The following is a 17,689-nucleotide window of genomic DNA, read 5'->3' as shown; positions in this document are numbered from 1 at the left end:
ATAATGAAAAAAGTTACTTCGGTATTTTGGGTTACGTTGGCAATTGCTATGTTTGGAGTGGTGTGGGGGTCTGTTGCACCTAAGAACTTGCAGGAAATCACGGGATCCATACAAACGTTTATTTCTGTTCATTTTGGATGGTATTATTTATTGATTGTAACTGGATTTGTGATTTTTTGTCTTTATATGATTTTCAGTCCATACGGTAAAATTAAGCTCGGTAAGCCGGAGGACAAGCCGGATTATAACTATGCTACTTGGTTTGCGATGTTATTTAGTGCCGGTATGGGAATCGGTCTCGTTTTCTGGGGAGCGGCTGAGCCTATTTATTTTTACGCGACAAATGCTCCAACGGCGGAAACAGGGACGCCGGAAGCGATTGATGAAGCGATGCAGTTCGTATATCTTCATTGGGGTATTCATGCGTGGGGAATTTACGCTATCGTGGCTCTGGTTCTTGCTTATTTCAAGTTCCGACACGGAGCGCCTGCCTTGATCAGTTCCACCTTGAAGCCGATTTTCGGTGATAAGATGGACGGCCCGTTGGGTAAAGCCATCGATGTCATCGCAGTCTTTGCCACGATTGTAGGGGTGGCGACTACACTCGGGTTCGGTGCTTCGCAAATCAATGGTGGCTTAACGTATTTGACACCTATTTCGGAGAACTTTGGTGTTCAACTCATCATCATTGCTATTGTGACGGTGCTGTTCATGATTTCTGCTTACACTGGACTTAGTAAAGGAATCAAGTATTTAAGTAATACGAACATGATATTAGCTCTAGGACTGCTCGTATTGATGTTTATTATCGGCCCAACTCTTTATACAATGAACATATTTACCGATACAATCGGGGCTTACTTACAGAACCTTCCTTCGATGAGCTTCCGATTAGCTCCGAATAGTGAAGAGAACCGACAGTGGATCAATAGCTGGACGGTATTCTACTGGGCTTGGTGGATTTCTTGGTCACCGTTCGTCGGTATCTTCATTGCTCGTGTATCAAAAGGGCGTACCATTCGAGAATTCTTGTCCGGCGTACTATTAGTACCATCCGCTGTAGGGTTCTTGTGGTTCTCGACCTTTGGTTCTTCTGCCATCAAGGCACAGCAGGACGGAGCTGGCATTGCTGATCTTGCGACGGAACAAGCAATGTTCGGTACTTTCGATCAATATCCGTTAGGTCTATTAATGTCAATCATAGCGATGACGTTGATCGGGACATTCTTCATTACGTCTGCTGACTCGGCAACATTCGTGCTAGGTATGCAGACTACGAATGGTTCCCTGACGCCTCCGACCATGGTCAAGTTTGTGTGGGGTATTATCCAATCCTCTATGGCAGCTGTGCTATTGTATTCAGGTGGTCTTCAAGCTTTACAAAACGCTCTGATATCCGCCGCTTTCCCGTTTTCGTTTATCATGATATTGATGGTCGTCTCGCTCTATAAAGCATTACGGGCAGATAAAGCTGCCATTGAAAGGGATCAGAATCAGGAAAAGAATTCTGCATAACATTTCAACAAACTCCGGCCAAGAATACCAGGCTACAACTTAAAGAGATTTCTATTCAATAGTGCATGGTTTTGTTCGCGTAAATTATGGCAAAGTGGTCTGGAAAACGATGAGACTCCAGTGGGATGCACTTGATAGTCGAGATCCCGCAGAGAGCAAAGCGAGCGAGGAAGCTCGACACTCGCCCACGGAAAGCGAGGTGTTTTCCAGACCACGAAACACTATATTCATAAACAAAAACTCCTGCCGATTATTCGGCAGGAGTTTGTTTGTCAATCCAAAAGTAAAAAAGATTTTAATAATCATCCTCGGTGTAGATACATATTTTTGTTAAAATAGAGAGGTATGTTTGAAAGGAAAAGGAGCTAAGATTATGTGGGAATGGAAAAATATTTATAGAGGGATGCTGATGGGCGCAAGCGATATCGTCCCTGGCGTGAGTGGTGGAACCATTGCGGTCGTCCTTGGAATATATGATCGGCTGATCGAAGCAATCAACGGCTTGTTCAGTAAAGAGTGGCAGAAACATCTTAAGTTCTTGATACCGTTAGGACTTGGTGTCGGAACGGCCATTTTACTTTTAGCTAATGTAATTAACTTCTTGTTTGAAGAATATCCAGAACCGACGCAGTTCTTCTTCTTAGGGTTGATTATCGGGGTGCTGCCTTACCTTACACAAAAAGCGGATATGAAGCATAATTTCAAAGGCAGCCATTATGGCATTCTGTTACTCGGTGTCGTTGTAGTCGGGTCAATGGCATTCTTCCAAACGACGGAAACGGACCCTATTCAGAATTTCACACTTTCTACTTATGTGCTGTTGTTCTTTTCGGGCTTCATTGCCAGTAGTGCTATGATTCTACCAGGTATCAGTGGTTCCTTTATATTATATGTGATCGGTATCTACACGACGGTTACAACGGGAATTGAGGAACTGAACCTGCTTGTGATCGGTGTCGTCGGAGTAGGAGTACTACTCGGAATTATCTCGATGAGTAAAATCGTCAAGTACTTCCTAGAGCACCATACCTCAGGCACATTTGCGCTGATTATCGGACTAGTCATCGGGTCTGTCTTTGTTGTATTCCCGGGCATTCCAGGGGCGTCTGTCCTTGTTATCAGTCTGGTTACTTTTATCGGTGGGCTATTAGCGGCTTGGCTGCTCGGTCGTGTGGAATATAAGTAAGCACATCATAGGACAAATAACCTCCATTCCCTTATCATGAAATCAGATGAATCAACAAAGGAGAATGTAATCATGGAATCTATTCATAAATTAGAAGCATTTAATGAAATTATTGAAAGTGAACAACCTGTAATCATCAAGTTTCAAGCGGACTGGTGCCCGGATTGCCGACGTATGGATATGTTTATCGGGGATATTCTTGAGGAATATAACCAATACAATTGGTATGACGTAAATCGTGATGAACTACCTGAACCGGCTGAAAAGTATGACGTCATGGGCATTCCAAGTATCTTGATTTTCAAACAAGGTGAGAAGATCGCTCACTTGCATAGTGCCAATGCGAAGACACCAGAAGAAGTTCAAGATTTCTTAAAAGCAAGTCTGTAAGGTTGTAAAGTCAGCGTCCACATGGTCTTTTCCATGTGGGCGTTTTGTATAGGGAGGTTGGATGATGTCAAAGCGATTATTACTGGTAGGAGCGGGACACGCACATTTAGAAGTGATCAGGAATCTAACGGAAGAGAAATTTTCCGATGTGGAAGTATGCTTGATCACTCCTTCAGCCTATCAATATTATTCTGGAATGTTCTCAGGCTATACGGAAGGGTTGTACGACATGGAGGATACACGGGTGGATGTAGAGAAGCTGGCGAAAGCCGCCGGAATCCACTTTGTGAAAAAAATGGCACGAAAACTCCTTCAAAAACAAAAGAAGCTCGTTTGTACAGACCGCTCTGTCTACCCCTTTGATGTCATCAGTTTTGATATCGGTTCGAGAAGTTTACCAGCTGAGCTTGAATCCTCAGTTGCCAAAACTATCAAACCAAACTATGAATTTATTAATCAAATCAATGAATTGCGTGAGACCTCGCACCCTCTATTAGTAGGGGGCGGAGCAGCAGGATGCGAACTGGCTATGTCTATCCAGACTTATAAAAGGAAGCGGAACATCCCCGGGCAAGTACGTCTTATCAGTGCAGACCGTGTGCTATCAGACGCCCCTGGGCGAGTGTCTCGTAAACTACGGTCACTCCTTTCCAAAAAAGGCATCCAGCTTTGGGAGCAGGAAAGGGCAGTCGATGTACATGATGAACACATCCTGACGGACCAGGGGAACCGGATCCGTCACACAGGAGTGCTGTGGCTTGGCGGAGCAGTGGGAGATCCTATATTCGAATCGTCTGGAATTTCGTGTGATGAAAGAGGCTTTGCCTACGTACGAAATACATTACAATTTGAAAACTACGATTTTATCTTTGGCGCAGGGGACTGTGTCACGATGAAAGAACACCCTCAATTGGCTAAGAGCGGAGTGTATGCCGTGCGCCAAGGACCAGTGTTGTGGGAGAATCTGAAGAATTATTTGGAGAGAGATGACCTTCAGTCTTATGAACCACAGAACCAAGCCCTCTATATTCTGTCTACAGGACAACAGAAAGGTTTTCTCACCTATGGTCCCATCACCCATCATAGCCATCAGGCTTGGAAATTGAAAAACAAAATTGACACAGATTTCATGAAGAAATACAAAGAAGTCACCGGCGATTAAGCTGGTGACTTCTTTGTATAAAAAGGATAATTCAAATTTTAAGCCACGCTCTGACCTTGTTTCGGAATACGAACGTCATCACTAAGACAAGTGCGAATACACTGAAGGCGATGAAGATCAATGTAGTGTCGCCTGTTGCAAGGCTGCTCCCAACTAGGCTGTAGGCGAAAGTACCTGGAATCATCCCGAAGATAGTAGCCGGGATGAAAGATTTTAACTTTACCCGCGTCATTCCCGCTAGATAACTGAGAATATCAAAGCCTACCAGCGGAATGAGTCTTAGGACAAAGACGTAAAGAAATCCCTGTTCTTTCATCCTTGGATAGATTTTCTGAGCCCACGGGGATTCTTGGAACTTTAATACAGAATCTCCGAAGAAGCGTCCCATAATGTAACCTGTTATACCAGCTGCTGTCGCCCCGATGATAATATAGAGCATTCCCGGCCATACACCATATGCGTACGCGGCACCGAGAGAAAGAACGGACGTGGGAAAGGCGATGATCGGACCGATAGCGTATATTCCCATGAAGAGGAGAGGCCCCCAAACCCCGACAGAGAGAATGTATTCCCTTACGCCTTGAGGAGAGATATCAAATTGTCGTCGAGCGAACCACACGATGGCAACAAAGCCGATCAAAAAGAACAGTGCTCTCAAAATGCTTTTCTTGTTCACGTCGCATCCCCTCCGAATGATCGAATCTCTGAACCTGGTAGGTAAAGGGATACGGACTCTTGGGTATTGGATTCACTCAAGGGCATCGATATGTTTTGGTTCAACGAATGGATATGGATGTGTCCAATCATTTGACCATGCTGGAAAGTACGGTGCTTGATCATGCCTTCGATCTTCTCGAATGACTCATCCGAGGGGAGTTCCAATCTACAGAATCGCAGTGGTATGTACCTTGCTTCGTCCAACACGATATGCCCTCCCAAGAAGTTTGCAACAAAAGGGTTTGCCGGAGTTTGATAAAGAGTAGAGGACTCATCGATCTGTTGGAACCTTCCATCATGGAACAAGGCAATCCGATCTCCCATCAACATGGCTTCTTCCGTATCGTGCGTCACAAATATAGATGTGATGGAACGGTCTTCCAGGAACGACCGTACCCATAATCGCAACTCTTTTCGAAGCTTCGGATCGAGACTGCTGAATGGCTCGTCAAACAAAATGACGGCTGGTTCTGTCGCCATTGCCCGTGCTAATGCTACGCGTTGCTGCTGGCCTCCTGAAATTTCAGCGGGGTAGTAATCCTGGTACTCGAGTAAATCAATCGCTTCTAGTAAAGAATGAATCTTGCGCTTATCTGCCTTTTTGACAAGTTTTGCCCCATATTCAATATTCTCCTTCACCGTCATATGCGGAAAGAGCAGCGGCTGTTGAAAGACAAGGCTGATGTTACGCTTATTCGCTTTCTGACTCGTAATATCTTTTCCGGAAAGAACAATCGAACCACCAGTCGGAGGCTCGAGACCTGCTAGGATTCGGAGAAGGGTTGTCTTGCCACTTCCGGATGGTCCAACAATGCTTAATACTTCCCCTTTGTGAAGAGAGAAGGAGATATCATTCAAAATGTTGTTTCGTTGGAATTGTTTCGATAGCTGCTTGATTTCTAAGGTATTTGTCATGTAGTTGTCCTCCTCATCTTCTTGGAGTAGGGGAGCAGCCATAATAAGGCTTCCACAATCATGTATAAGAAAAATGGAATCATAGCAAACCACACCGAGAAGGCTGCCATAATTGAAGCGTTGGCCGTATCAAGGAAAGGGAAAAAGACCATCGGCAACGTAATGATGGTACCTCCGCCAACAATCGATGTTATGGCGTACTGGCTCAAACTGATCACAATAGTTAAGAAGGTCACACTTCGAATCGCAGGCTTCATAAGTGGAAGTTCAATTGTGACAAGCTGATGCCAAGGATTCGAACCGAGAATGACCGGTTGGTCGAGCATAGAACGACCTAGCTGTTGATAGGCATTTTGGAAAATCTTGATGCTGTAAGGAACCGTCGGAACAAGGTGGATCAGGACCACACCCAGAGCCGTATCGGCTAGTCCAATTCGTATCATGAACAAATGGAGCCCTATTGCGATGGCTAAAACAGGTACTAGAATCGGAGCCAACATTACTGCTTCAATAAAAGACTTTCCTCTAAATGAAAGAGAAGTTAATGCTTTTCCTGTTGTGATGCCTACGACCAGGTTGATCAATAAGACCAATAAGCCGATGGTGATAGACCAACCTGTAGCTGACCACAAATTCGGGTCGGATAATAGAACTTGGAAACTATCTAGTTGAAATCGTATTCCTTCCCCCCTCTGGAACCGCCACGTCTTAGATAAGCTTTGTAAGACGAGCAGTAGCGCAGGGAATAGAAATAGGAAAGAGGCTAGCACGTAGAACCTTATTTTATAATGTCTCATGATATCCTCCCCCTCATCGCTCTCCAGCGCTTACGATTCAGGAAGAGATAGGCAGCCAGAGTCATGATAAGTAAAAATATACTTAATGCTGACATCGCTGCAAAAGCAAGCGGGCGCTCTTCCCAAGTACTCCCGTAAAACCACTCATAACTCAACACAGAGAGCATCTCCGGAAATGTAGTCCCTAATAAAGCAGGTACTTCATAGGCGGATATCGTAAAAGCGAAGATGATTAAAAAGGACTCGGTGATTACAGGGAGGATGTTCGGCCATTCCACTGTCCGAAACCTATCCCATCCATTGCCGCCTAGTGTCTGAACCAAATCATAATATTGTGGCTTGATAGACGAATAGACTGGTAAAAGCATGAGAATCACGAAAGGCACTTCTTTCCACACGTAGGTGAGAATGATGCCGATTCCGTTAGGATCTCTGGTCCACACGGGAAAATCACTGCTCTCTGCCAATAACCCTGTCATCTGCAGTACTTGGGATAGGACGCCTGTCTCAGATAAAAGCAGGATCACCATATACCCCCAGACAAAATGAGGGAAAAGCATCGGAAGCCAAACAATGAGTCGTGGCGTATACTTCTCAAGCAAGGGATAGCACGTTCTTGTAACCCATAGACCGATTAATAAAGACAGCAAGGATGACACGAGAGCGATGTACAAGCTGAACCCAACCGATGTAAGAAAACGATCGGATTGCAGGAGTTCCTTGTAATATATCAATGTAAAGGCGTTCCCGTCGCTTAAGCTCTGTGCGATCGCTGCTCCTAACCCATATAAGGGGAGAAGCAAGAATAGGAAGCTCGGTATGAATAAATAAATTGTTTTAGTTTTGAACCACTTCATCAAACCACTGCTCTTTCATCCAATCTACATAGGCAGCTTCCGACTCCGGCAGAAAACTGTCTTCAAGTTTCTGTTGAGATAACACGCTCTGACCTCTGTCGACGGATTGGAATTCTTCTTTCATTTCTTTTGGTAATTTATCGATACTGATTGGTGTATTCTCACCCCAATAGTTCGGCTTCAGCTTAGCCAACTGAGCTTCTGGAGACAACATAAAGTTGATGGCTGTCAACGCCCCTGCCGGATTCGTGCTGTTGAAGGGTATGGATAGAAAATGAGTATTCCCTATCGATCCTGGCTCCATGACAAAAGAACGAGTCGTTTCTGGGAAGACACCATCGTTGATAAGCGATTCAGCCCGAGCTTCGTTATACCCCATCGTCATCCACACTTCGCCTTGGCTGTATAAGCGATCTAGCTCGGTTAACGTATTCGGGTAGTGCTCACCGGAGCGCCATAATTCAGGTTCCATTTCATTCAAATAGTTCCAAGTCTCCTCTGCCGTTTCTGAAATAGACCCTTCGTCTAAGGGAGAGTCATAGATGTCAGAAGGTGTATCGGCACTTGCATAAAGGATGTGGCGGAGAAAGGCGTTGCCTGTAAAGTCGTCCGCATTCGGATACGTAAACTTACCTGGGTTTTCTTGAACCCATCCTTTTAACTCTTCAAACGAAGCAGGTGGCGTTTCGATTTTTTCAGATTCGTAATGGAAAACGAACTGCACCTTACCCCATGGAGCTTCCATTCCTTCAACGGGCGTACCGAAATCCGTTTGGAAGGCTGGATCATCCGTTTGATAGAATTCGTTGAAGTTCGGGAGGTTGCTAGTGAAGGAACCTGCGAGCAGCTTGTTTTCCTTGGCATTTTTGAAGTTTTCTCCATTGATCCAAATGATGTCGATGGTCCCATCTTGTTTGCCGGCCTGTTTTTCTGTCTGAAGCTTTTGTAAGATCTCCCCTGTGTCCATCGGAATGCGTTCTAACGTGACGTTGTGCTTCTCCTTAAGATTAGGGGTGACCCAATCGTCGATGTACTGGTTGATCCCTTCATCTCCGCCCCACATAAACATACGTACCGTTGTATCTTCTGCATCCGCTTCCACTTCCGACCACTTCTGTTCTGTCACGGTCGAAAACTCCTGGCTACTGTTCTGTGAGGAACAGGCGGATAATAACATGATGGTCAATAAACCTAATAAGCTTAGTAATCTCATATTTCCCCTCCTGACGATCAATCTCTCTATCATTCAGTGTACCCGTTTTTCTCTCTGTTTACATGTAATCCATCCTACAAACTCTCTTTCTAAAAAGGCATGGTATTGTCGGTTCAACGGGTGGTGCTTTGGGAACAACATGGTAGAGGAGGTTTTGACAATGTTTTATGAACAATTTGCGGAGCCGAAAGGGATTGTCGGGAAAGCGGTGGGGTGGTTCATGACAAAGGAAAATGACATGCTGAATCAATGGACGCTTTCTTTTTTAGATATTCAGGAAGATGATCGTGTCTTGGAAATCGGCTTTGGTGCAGGCGAGGCGCTTTGCGAGCTATCCCATCGAAGTGGAGGAAGACTATTCGGAATCGACCCGTCTGAGTCTATGGTGGAGACCTCTATCAGGAGATTGCAGAGGCGGGAACAATCGTGTGATGTCTGCCTCATTCAGGGAGAAGCTTCTACCCTTCATCACTTTCATGAGACCTTTGATAAAATCTATGCTGTGAACAACGTGACCTATTGGAAGGAGCCGATCCTTACACTTCGCCATCTAAAGACTTGTCTAGCAAAAGGTGGACAAATTGCGCTCACCCTCTGTCCACATGAAAAGGGAGCAGAGGATGAAACGACGGAAGTGTTAGGTGGTCAACTCCATGCGTTGCTTCATAAAGCTGGATTTTCTGAAATCGAAGTTTTTATCAAACATACCAAACCGAACGATTCGGTTTGTGTCGTCGCAACAAATCAATAGAGTCGCTTGGAATAGCTTTCATCTAGTGAGGATTGGACACTTGTTTCATCGACCCCATCAAGCTTTACGTGAGCGGCAATCATTTTGGCGGGCTTCGTCATGTTGCTTATATCAGGCCAATGCTCAGGTTTCCACAACTTTGATCGAATGAACGCTTTGGCACAGTGAATGAAGCATTCCTCGACCTCAACGACAATGGCGACATTAGGGAGGTGGCCTTTTGCTTCTAATGGTTCCAAGAGTCTTGAATCATCGGAAAGGTAGGCTTTTCCGTTGATTCTCAAGGTTTCATTTTGACCAGGAATCAGGAACAGGAGTCCAATGCCGGGGTTTTCGAGTAAATTTCTCATTGAATCCATCCGCTTGTTGCCGATTCGCTCTGGTAAAACGATCGTTTTAGGATCTGGAATCATAGCGAAGCCCGGGGCATCACCACGTGGGGATGCATCAAACTCCCCGTTCTTGCTCGCGGTACTGATGGTGACGAAAGGGGAGTGCTTGATAAATTCACGACAGTGCTCGTCTAAATGATTGATGACTTTGTTCGCCGCAAGTTTACCAGGCGTACCTTGGATAGATTGCAATTGTTCAAGACTTGTAACAGTGGAATAGGGTTGACTCAAATTCATCGCGCTCCTTCTATGTATGATAGGATAAAAAGAAAAAAGGGAGTCCTCATATGAAGTCATTGAAGAAAGAAGAGAAAGAATACATGATTACCCGTATCCAAGAGTATTTCGAATTGGAACGGGGGGAAGAGATCGGCGAGCTTGGCGCGGATCAGTTCCTAGATTACATGGTTAAAGAGCTCGGGCCATTTCTTTATAATAAGGGCGTCCATGATGCTAGGCAGATGGTCGAGCAAAAAGTCATGAATCTGGATGAAGACCTGCTTTCGTTGGAACGTCCAGCTGGTCGACCTACAAGGTAATCACTCTCCTATAACCGTACCAAAAAAAGTTAGTTCCATGTGAAAAAAAACGGAAATTTCAAGCAAGGAGCGTTCCGGAAGAACGGAACGCTCCTTGCTTGTTTGATGGAAATATAACGTACACTCTTGGGCTTCTTGCATACGATACTTCTATAAAAATGAGGAAGGGATGAAGCAAGATGTACCAAGGTCCTTATATACACCCGTTTTACGGAAATGTTCCGGTCCACGCTTATTCGAGACCCCAACCGAATTGGTCTTATCCTTATGGAGGAGCTTATGCACCTTACTCGAGCAGGCAACTGATGCTCCAAGATTACGGCCCGAACCCGTTTGTCATGAACATCAATGAAGCTACGAAACAGAATGATACGTTCCGAACCGCCTTGTGGACAGGAGACCATTTGCAGGTGACATTGATGAGTATCGGGGTGGGAGAAGATATTGGATTAGAGATACACCCTCAAGTTGATCAGTTTCTTCGCATCGAAGAAGGGCAGGGACTTGTTCAGATGGGGCAAAACAAAACAGCGCTTACCTATGAGAGGAAAGTCAAAGATGACGATGCGATCATCATTCCTGCCGGTACTTGGCACAATGTGACGAATACTGGCTCAACCCCTCTCAAGCTGTACTCAATTTACGCTCCACCGAATCACCCATACGGGACCGTGCATAAAACAAAAGCAGACGCGGAGGCAGCAGAAGCAAGCCAACAGGGGAATGGCCGTGCTTATTGTAACGGACCACAATGTTCGTGGGTAAATTACACTGGGTATTAATTTATTTGAAAAAGCTCTCCTCGTAGGGGAGCTTTTTTCTTCCAGAAAAGAGGGATTCGATAGAGAAGGACGAATACATAGTAGAATACATTTGGGGAAATCCCCCTCAACTACATAGGAGGTTGTCATGAGTAGAATTGTACATTTTGAGATTCACGTAGACGACATGGAGCGTGCAACGGCGTTTTACGGAGACGTGTTTGGATGGACATTTGAAGATTGGACAGAATATGCGGGTATGCCGTATATGGGAGCGGTGACAGGAAGCGAGGATGTTCCGGGAATCAATGGAGCACTGATGCAGAGACAAGGGAACCCTCCGGCAGAAGGACAGCCTATGAACGGATATGCATGTACGATTGGAGTAGGCGACTTTGATTCCACGGCTGCTAAGATCGAAAAGAATGGCGGGAAAGTTGCGATGGAGAAATACGCCTTGCCTGGTATGGCGTGGCAAGGTTACTTCATTGATACGGAAGGCAACACTTTCGGCATCCATCAACCGGATGAGAACGCTAAATAATAAATATGTGAAGCCGCTCCCCTAAAGGGGAGCGGCTTCAGTTGGTTTTTATGCTGTTTTGGAATGTTCGGTGGGCTCTTCAGGAATGAAGTGTTCCTCCATCTCATCCGAAGATGCATCCGCTGGATCCCAAGAAAATTGTTGGAGCTGTTGATTTAGCCCTTCAATCATACCTTCAAGCTTTCCTGTCTCTTGGATCATTTGCTGGAAGGCTGTTTGTTGTTCCTGTGTAGAAGCGGAAATCTCTTCTGTCCCTGCAGCTGTTTCTTCCGTGATGGCACTGACATTCTCGACTGAGGCACTCACTTGAGCGCTCTTTTCTTTCGATTGCTCCATGCCCTCGGTCAATGTCTGCAGCCTCGCATCAATGAGCGTCACTTGTGAGCTGATTTGTTCAAATGCTTCTTTTGATTGTGTAACGGAAGCATCTTGTTCTTTAGATAAGTTCACCGTGTTTTCCATCTCTAATGCTATGTCTTGGACACCCGTTTTGATATGCTGGACCATTTCTGAGATGTTTCCGGTTGCTTCTGTTGATTGATCCGCAAGTTTACGCACTTCATCAGCGACCACCGCGAACCCTTTCCCGTGTTCACCGGCGCGAGCCGCTTCAATGGCTGCATTCAAAGCGAGTAAGTTCGTTTGTTCCGCGATATCATTTACCAATTGGATCGTCTGTTCAATCTTGTCGGTGTACTTCACAAAGTTATTCACAGAGTTGTTCATGCCGTTGATGGCTGTTGTACTCTTGTTCATCAAGTCACGTTGTTCGCTGATGGCCTCTTGCCCACGGTCTACATATCCAAGCGCATCACGACTCAGTTCTCGTGACTGCATACTTTGTTCTGTATTGGCTTCAAACGATTGGTGTACATTCTCCATTAGTGCTGATACATCTTGGATATCGTTTGAAATAGACTGGCTTCCTTGAGCGAGCTCATCGGTGGAGCTTGCGACTTGGTTGGTGATTTCCGTTAAACCGTCCATTTCTGTTTTCAATTTCGTACTGAATTGACCTACGTTATCTCCGATATGGTGTACAGACTGTACTGTCTCCCGTAGGTTGTTGACCATGACAAGGAAAGATCGTTTCAGTTGGCCGATTTCATCCTTTTCTCGGTCTGTAACCTCGACATCCGTATTCAAATTGCCCTCTGCGACTTTCGAAGCTTGTTCCGCTAAATGGCGGAGCGGCTTAGCGATATGATGGGCTAGTCGTGTAGAGGACAAGATCGACGTAATTATCAACACAGCGGCTGCGATGATGGTGAATGTAATAAGAGTTTGTATCTGTTGTTTCTGTGACGCCATTTTGCTGTCGTACCATGCTTTAGATTCTTGTTGCAGCATATATGTATCATTCAGCATACCTGCTGTCCGAGCAGCTTGGCGTTGTACTTCATTGACATCTGATTGATCAAGAGCATCCGTCGAAATTCCAACCCAGCGGTCATATTTGGACTGAGCTTGGTCGAACCAGCGTTGTTGCGCTTCTGTTTCAATTAGTGGTGCAAGCGATGAGAAAGCTTCTTTCGTCTGTTCTACTTGATTGATTGCTTCACTTCTTGTCGCCTCAGAAGGGTTGTAACCATAGCTGTCTAGAGACTGCTCGACGGTCACGAGTTGACCGTGAAGTTCTTTTTCTTCAAGTAAAAGTTGAACGTCTTGATTCGAAGCTTGCTGAAGCTGGATCATTTGAAAGACGATATATCCGATTAAGGCGAGACTAAGAATCAATGGGATCAAAGTCATAGTATACAGGCGTTTTCCGATACTCATAAGGCAAGGTCCTTTCTATTGGTTTTGTGCTTGATCGATGGTTTTCTGTTGTTCTTCTGTAAGGTTGATCAGACGAATCGGTGCTAAGCCGACACCGTTCTGCTCGACTCCTAAGGTTATGTGTTCTCCTGAAAGAGCTTGATCGCCCGTTAGTTGTTCCATTACATCATATAAAGCGACATTGACATTCTTCAGCATCGAACTTACCACTGATTCTTCTGCGACGAAGAACTGGTCGCTATCGACGCCGAAAGCGTAGATGTTCTGGACTTCGGCTTCTTTTAAAGCTCCGACACCAGTGAAGCCTGCTGCAGGGAATACGTAATCTGCTCCTTGATCTACCATTTCTTTCGTAATATCTGCGCCTTTTTGATCGTCATCGAACGTATTCGCATAAGTGACAAGCACCTCTGCATCGGGGTTCGCTTTTTCCACACCCTGCTTAAACCCTTCCTCGAACCGCTGTACTACTGGAATCTCTTCGCCTCCGATAAATCCGACGACACCGCTCTTTGTCTTCATTCCGGCGATTAATCCGATTAAATAGCTGCCTTCATCTTCTTTGAACGTAATCGATGTAACGTTCTCTTTTTCCGATACGGCGTCGATGAGAACGAAAGCTTGTTCAGGGAATTCAGAGGCTAGGCTTTCTACAGTAGGGAGGGCGTTATAACCGAGGCCGATGATTACGTCGTGCTCCTGCTGAATGAGTTCCTTCATCTGTTCTTCGTAATTTTGATCGAAAGGTTCACGATAATCGAACGTGATTCCCAGTTCGTCTCGTGCTTGTTCCAATCCGCGGAAGGCGGAATCACTGAAGGAATCGTCCCCTAACCCACTTTCGGTGACAAGAAGCCCCGCACTGATTGAATCTTCCGCCTGTGTGGTTTTCTGCTGGGTGCAACCGATTAAGAAGATAGGGAGGAGGCACACAGCGAAAAATAAGTATATTCGTTTCACTTTTTTCACACTCCTAACGTATGATGTCTGACAACAATACATATCGGAATGTTATAGCCTGTTTTTAACAGGACTTTTGTTTCATTCCATGCAAAAAACCCGTCAAGACAGGGCTTGACGGGTGAAGACTTCAATTATTTTTGAAGGGAGGGTGTTAATTTGAATGCTTCCGCAATCAATTCATAAGATTTCAGTCGCTTCTCAAACGGAGAGACGATGGTGTTCAACATGACCTCTTCTATATTGTATTCCTCGGCAAGCTGCTCAATAGAGGTCTTGACCTCATCAGGTGTACCGACGATGATCCGGTTGCGATTTTCCTGTACACGATCGAGTTCAGCCATTGTATAGGGGTGGTGAATGGCTTCATCGGATGAAGGGAAATGAGTGTGGCGTCCTCCTTGCTCAATTCTTAAAAGGGCAAGGTCAAGACTGGAGGCCAAGTATTCAGCTTCTTCGTTCGTCTCGGCACATACAACAAACACCGAAATATTGCCTTGCGGTTCCCCTTGTTGCATAGACGGGGAGAAATAACGCTTGTACCTGTCCATTGCTCGAGTACCACCTCTGCCGTTGATGAAGTGGGCGAAAGAATAGGAGGTCCCTAAATCGGCTGCCAATCTAGCACTCGTCCCGCTTGATCCGAGCATCCAAACACGAGGGGCTGTTTCCCCTCTTGGAGTCGCATAGACCTCTTGACCATACGGGTCTTGGCCGTGAAGGTAAGCCATCAATTCTTCCACCTGAGCCGGATAGTCTTCAATGGTTGGTAGTTTTCCTTTGTTCAGGGCGAGATTTACGTTTGGCATTCCGCCAGGAGCTCGCCCGACACCGAGGTCAATTCGACCTGGATGAAGCGTTTCTAACACGCGGAATGCTTCTGCTACTTTATAAGAACTGTAGTGAGGGAGTAATACTCCACCAGAACCGATACGGATATTGTTTGTATGTGCAGCCAGGTGACTGACAAGGATCTCAGGAGCGGATCCGGCCAAGCTTTCTGTACTATGGTGTTCCGAAACCCAATAACGGTGGAACCCGAGCTCGTCTGTCCACTTCGCAAGTTCTGTCGTCTGCTGCAGCGCATCATGAGGGGTCATCCCTGGTAAGAGGGGAGACTGGTCTAATACACTTAATTTCATCTGATTACCCCCTTTATCGTGCTTATATCTTCCCATCTTAGAAGAACAGATGCAATGAATATACTATATTATCAACCTCGGAAGGCACTCCCCTTCATTGAAAAAAGCTTGAGGGGGGTAGCCCTCAAGCTTTGGTGTTATCTACTAAGAATGCCGAACAGACCGTAAGTTTTCCAGTCACCTAATTCTGAATCCAACAAACGTTTAACAGAAAGGTCGCGTAAATGGATTGGGGTAAGGAAAGGAGCTTGATGACGGAATTCATCTTTTGGTTCCGCAGCAAGCCATTCTCCCTCGGCTAATCCTTCTTCCACTTCAATCAACCCTTGCTCTTCAATACCGGTCTCTACAGCTCTTCGTTCTAGTACACCTTGTTCATTCATGACCCACGCGTACAGGTCTTCATCTGTCAGGAGAACATTATCGAGTACCGTAACAGCATTAATGGCTGAGTCTGTAATGATTTCCACATCAGCGTGGTACCCTGGAAGGACGTTTTCTGCTTCGCCTTCCAATGTCACTTCGAACGGATAGCGGCTGGAACGCTGAACTTCCACTTGTTCAGGGAAGTCATGAATGGACGTTAAGGTGCCGGATGTTTCCAGTTCTATATCTTCTACTGTAACTTGAGAAGGCATATCCTGTTCTACTTGCTGCCGTTCTTCTTCGTTCAACTCTCCTGTGACAATTAAACTACTTGCTTTTAGCGTAAGAAGTGGTGCTTGTAGATCTTTGGAGACATCCGTTACTGTACCGTTATAAGGGCTCGTAACCGTAATTTCCTCTCCGTCATCCTGAAGTTGATCCAGTTGATCTTGCACCATATCAAGCATAGCGCGTTTCTTCTCAAGTTCTGCATCTTGTTCGGCAATATCAGCTTCCTGTAAGTATTCGGTTTCTACGTAGGAAGGCGGATCGCTTGAGTCGTCATCGCTTTCTGGTTCTGGGATATCATAGTCTTCCAGTTCATCCACGTAGTCTTCGATGGCATCGATCTCTTCTTCGAGACGATCAATCTCGCCCTCAAGCTCAGCTTCTTGAGTACCATAATCGGTCACTTGATACGTATATAAGTCATCGCCCTCTTGGACGACCTGACCTTCTTCCACTTGAAACGTTTGAAAAGAGCCGATGCTCTCATCGAAATAAACTTCATTCTCATCATCTGAAGCAAATACACCATTTACGTTTAGTCGCTCAAACAAGTTGTATGTCGTTGATTTTGACCATTCCTCGACATACGATTTCTGTTCAACACGCCCTTCTTCATCAAAGAATATCAAGAAGGAGTTCGTCGCGACTAAAGCGATGATGAGTAAACCTATGATTCTACCCGCATAATTTTTGGTTTTCATCTGTATCCACACCTTCTCTTACCTGATGATTAAATTGTGGAGCAACAGGTCGTAATAGGATAATGCAGCAGCTCCTGCCCACATTAATAAGTGCCATATGAGGACACCGATCCAAATCCATACTTTTCTTGTATGGGACATCGTCTGCAGCCATTTAATTTGGTACCAAATCACAAAGAGCTGAAATAAAGAGATCGTTCCACAGAAATAAATAACATATTCCAAACCGGTGAAATAAGAGGCGATGACACCGAATGAAAACGGTGAAACGTACCAATCAAGCCCTGCGTACACCATCAGGGGGATCCATGTTATACGCTCTAATAATAAGATGAGGAGCACATTCATCTGCAGTACAATGATCTTCTTATAAGCGACATCGTTAAACAGCCAGAATATAAACGGCGTAATGAATAGGGTGAACAAATAGAATAGGAGAGCATACCCGACCCGTCCTATTAGAAACCATGCTTTCTGAAACTCATATTCTACTCGGTTCAAGGCTGTCATATTAGGAGAAATCGAGTCTGATCCGAGTCCAAGCCAAGTCATCCATATGTATGTAAGTAACGTCAATACCAATAAAAAGAATAATAGATTCCATACATTCTTGATTCTTTCTGCACGCTTCAGTCGGAATAGATGATCATCCCGGTTGAGGAACAGCTGCGCTAAATTCACTGAATACATAAAGCGGTCCACCTTTTGTCTTTA

The 17,689-nt window shown here is 45.2% G+C and carries 19 protein-coding genes; 8 read left to right on the top strand and 11 right to left on the bottom strand.

Annotated elements, in window-relative coordinates; all coding sequences use genetic code 11:
• Positions 1 to 3: 3 nt before the first annotated feature.
• The 4 genes from E4663_RS14625 (at position 4) to E4663_RS14610 (ending at position 4,253) form a co-directional block, all read left to right on the top strand.
• Positions 4 to 1,515 (top strand): glycine betaine uptake BCCT transporter, encoded by a 1,512-nt coding sequence (locus E4663_RS14625; RefSeq protein ID WP_135328170.1) that lies wholly within the window; start codon positions 4 to 6, stop codon positions 1,513 to 1,515.
• 373 nt (positions 1,516 to 1,888) lie between these two features.
• Positions 1,889 to 2,701 carry a DUF368 domain-containing protein gene (locus E4663_RS14620; RefSeq protein WP_079477127.1) on the top strand — a complete coding sequence of 271 codons (813 nt, stop codon included), beginning with the start codon at positions 1,889 to 1,891 and terminating at the stop codon, positions 2,699 to 2,701.
• A gap of 72 nt (positions 2,702 to 2,773) precedes the next feature.
• Complete coding sequence (locus E4663_RS14615; RefSeq protein WP_079477126.1) at positions 2,774 to 3,091, top strand: thioredoxin family protein; 318 nt, start codon at positions 2,774 to 2,776, stop codon at positions 3,089 to 3,091.
• Positions 3,092 to 3,155: 64 nt separating this feature from the next.
• Positions 3,156 to 4,253, top strand: a complete 1,098-nt coding sequence (locus E4663_RS14610; protein WP_135328169.1) for an FAD-dependent oxidoreductase — start codon at positions 3,156 to 3,158, stop codon at positions 4,251 to 4,253.
• Between the two features lie 31 nt (positions 4,254 to 4,284).
• On the opposite strand, the gene E4663_RS14605 is transcribed toward E4663_RS14610, so the two are convergent.
• From E4663_RS14605 to E4663_RS14585, 5 genes are read right to left on the bottom strand one after another with little or no spacing between them, the layout of a single operon-like run.
• On the bottom strand, positions 4,285 to 4,929 hold the full coding sequence (locus tag E4663_RS14605) for a TVP38/TMEM64 family protein (protein WP_135328168.1): 645 nt from the start codon (positions 4,927 to 4,929) through the stop codon (positions 4,285 to 4,287).
• A complete protein-coding gene (ccmA, locus tag E4663_RS14600) occupies positions 4,926 to 5,885 on the bottom strand; it encodes a heme ABC exporter ATP-binding protein CcmA (RefSeq protein WP_079477123.1) in 960 nt (319 codons plus the stop codon). Before ccmA ends, E4663_RS14605 begins: the two co-directional genes overlap by 4 nt.
• A complete protein-coding gene (locus tag E4663_RS14595; protein ID WP_135328167.1) occupies positions 5,882 to 6,682 on the bottom strand; it encodes an ABC transporter permease in 801 nt (266 codons plus the stop codon). Before E4663_RS14595 ends, ccmA begins: the two co-directional genes overlap by 4 nt.
• Positions 6,679 to 7,539, bottom strand: coding sequence for an ABC transporter permease (locus E4663_RS14590; RefSeq protein ID WP_135328166.1), 861 nt, complete (start codon positions 7,537 to 7,539; stop codon positions 6,679 to 6,681). Before E4663_RS14590 ends, E4663_RS14595 begins: the two co-directional genes overlap by 4 nt.
• On the bottom strand, positions 7,520 to 8,752 hold the full coding sequence (locus E4663_RS14585) for an ABC transporter substrate-binding protein (RefSeq protein ID WP_135328165.1): 1,233 nt from the start codon (positions 8,750 to 8,752) through the stop codon (positions 7,520 to 7,522). The genes E4663_RS14590 and E4663_RS14585 overlap by 20 nt, the downstream gene beginning before the upstream one ends.
• 160 nt (positions 8,753 to 8,912) lie before the next feature.
• Here E4663_RS14585 and E4663_RS14580 point away from each other — a divergent pair, with 160 nt between their 5' ends.
• Complete coding sequence (locus E4663_RS14580) at positions 8,913 to 9,503, top strand: class I SAM-dependent methyltransferase (RefSeq protein WP_135328164.1); 591 nt, start codon at positions 8,913 to 8,915, stop codon at positions 9,501 to 9,503.
• Here E4663_RS14580 and E4663_RS14575 read toward each other — a convergent pair.
• A complete protein-coding gene (locus E4663_RS14575; protein ID WP_135328163.1) occupies positions 9,497 to 10,132 on the bottom strand; it encodes a pyridoxamine 5'-phosphate oxidase family protein in 636 nt (211 codons plus the stop codon). The genes E4663_RS14580 and E4663_RS14575 overlap by 7 nt on opposite strands.
• Positions 10,133 to 10,182: 50 nt before the next feature.
• On the opposite strand from E4663_RS14575, the gene E4663_RS14570 reads away from it, so the two are divergent.
• From E4663_RS14570 to E4663_RS14560, 3 genes are all read left to right on the top strand, one after another.
• Positions 10,183 to 10,434 (top strand): DUF2164 domain-containing protein, encoded by a 252-nt coding sequence (locus tag E4663_RS14570; protein ID WP_079477117.1) that lies wholly within the window; start codon positions 10,183 to 10,185, stop codon positions 10,432 to 10,434.
• 179 nt (positions 10,435 to 10,613) lie between these two features.
• The gene (locus tag E4663_RS14565) at positions 10,614 to 11,216 is read left to right on the top strand and encodes a cupin domain-containing protein (RefSeq protein WP_135328162.1); all 603 of its coding nucleotides are present in this window, start codon (positions 10,614 to 10,616) and stop codon (positions 11,214 to 11,216) included.
• A 127-nt stretch (positions 11,217 to 11,343) separates the two neighbouring features.
• Positions 11,344 to 11,739 (top strand): VOC family protein, encoded by a 396-nt coding sequence (locus E4663_RS14560; protein ID WP_079477115.1) that lies wholly within the window; start codon positions 11,344 to 11,346, stop codon positions 11,737 to 11,739.
• A 48-nt stretch (positions 11,740 to 11,787) separates the two neighbouring features.
• Here the strand turns inward: E4663_RS14560 and E4663_RS14555 are convergent, their stop codons facing one another.
• The 5 genes from E4663_RS14555 to E4663_RS14535 form a co-directional block, all read right to left on the bottom strand.
• Positions 11,788 to 13,518: a methyl-accepting chemotaxis protein gene (locus E4663_RS14555; RefSeq protein ID WP_135328161.1), complete on the bottom strand. Its 1,731-nt coding sequence runs from the start codon at positions 13,516 to 13,518 to the stop codon at positions 11,788 to 11,790.
• Positions 13,519 to 13,533: 15 nt separating this feature from the next.
• A complete protein-coding gene (locus E4663_RS14550) occupies positions 13,534 to 14,478 on the bottom strand; it encodes a BMP family lipoprotein (protein WP_135328160.1) in 945 nt (314 codons plus the stop codon).
• Between the two features lie 134 nt (positions 14,479 to 14,612).
• Entirely contained in the window at positions 14,613 to 15,620 is a 1,008-nt protein-coding gene (locus E4663_RS14545; RefSeq protein ID WP_135328159.1) for an LLM class flavin-dependent oxidoreductase, read from the bottom strand.
• A 137-nt stretch (positions 15,621 to 15,757) separates the two neighbouring features.
• A complete protein-coding gene (locus E4663_RS14540) occupies positions 15,758 to 16,975 on the bottom strand; it encodes an efflux RND transporter periplasmic adaptor subunit (protein WP_135328158.1) in 1,218 nt (405 codons plus the stop codon).
• Positions 16,976 to 16,993: 18 nt separating this feature from the next.
• The gene (locus tag E4663_RS14535; protein WP_135328157.1) at positions 16,994 to 17,665 is read right to left on the bottom strand and encodes a hypothetical protein; all 672 of its coding nucleotides are present in this window, start codon (positions 17,663 to 17,665) and stop codon (positions 16,994 to 16,996) included.
• Positions 17,666 to 17,689 lie beyond the last annotated feature (24 nt).

It is taken from the genome of Halobacillus salinus (assembly GCF_004684905.1).
Taxonomy (GTDB): domain Bacteria; phylum Bacillota; class Bacilli; order Bacillales; family Halobacillaceae; genus Halobacillus; species Halobacillus salinus.
The sequence above is the reverse complement of the archived record's forward strand: the minus strand, read 5'-3'. Positions and strand labels throughout refer to the sequence as shown.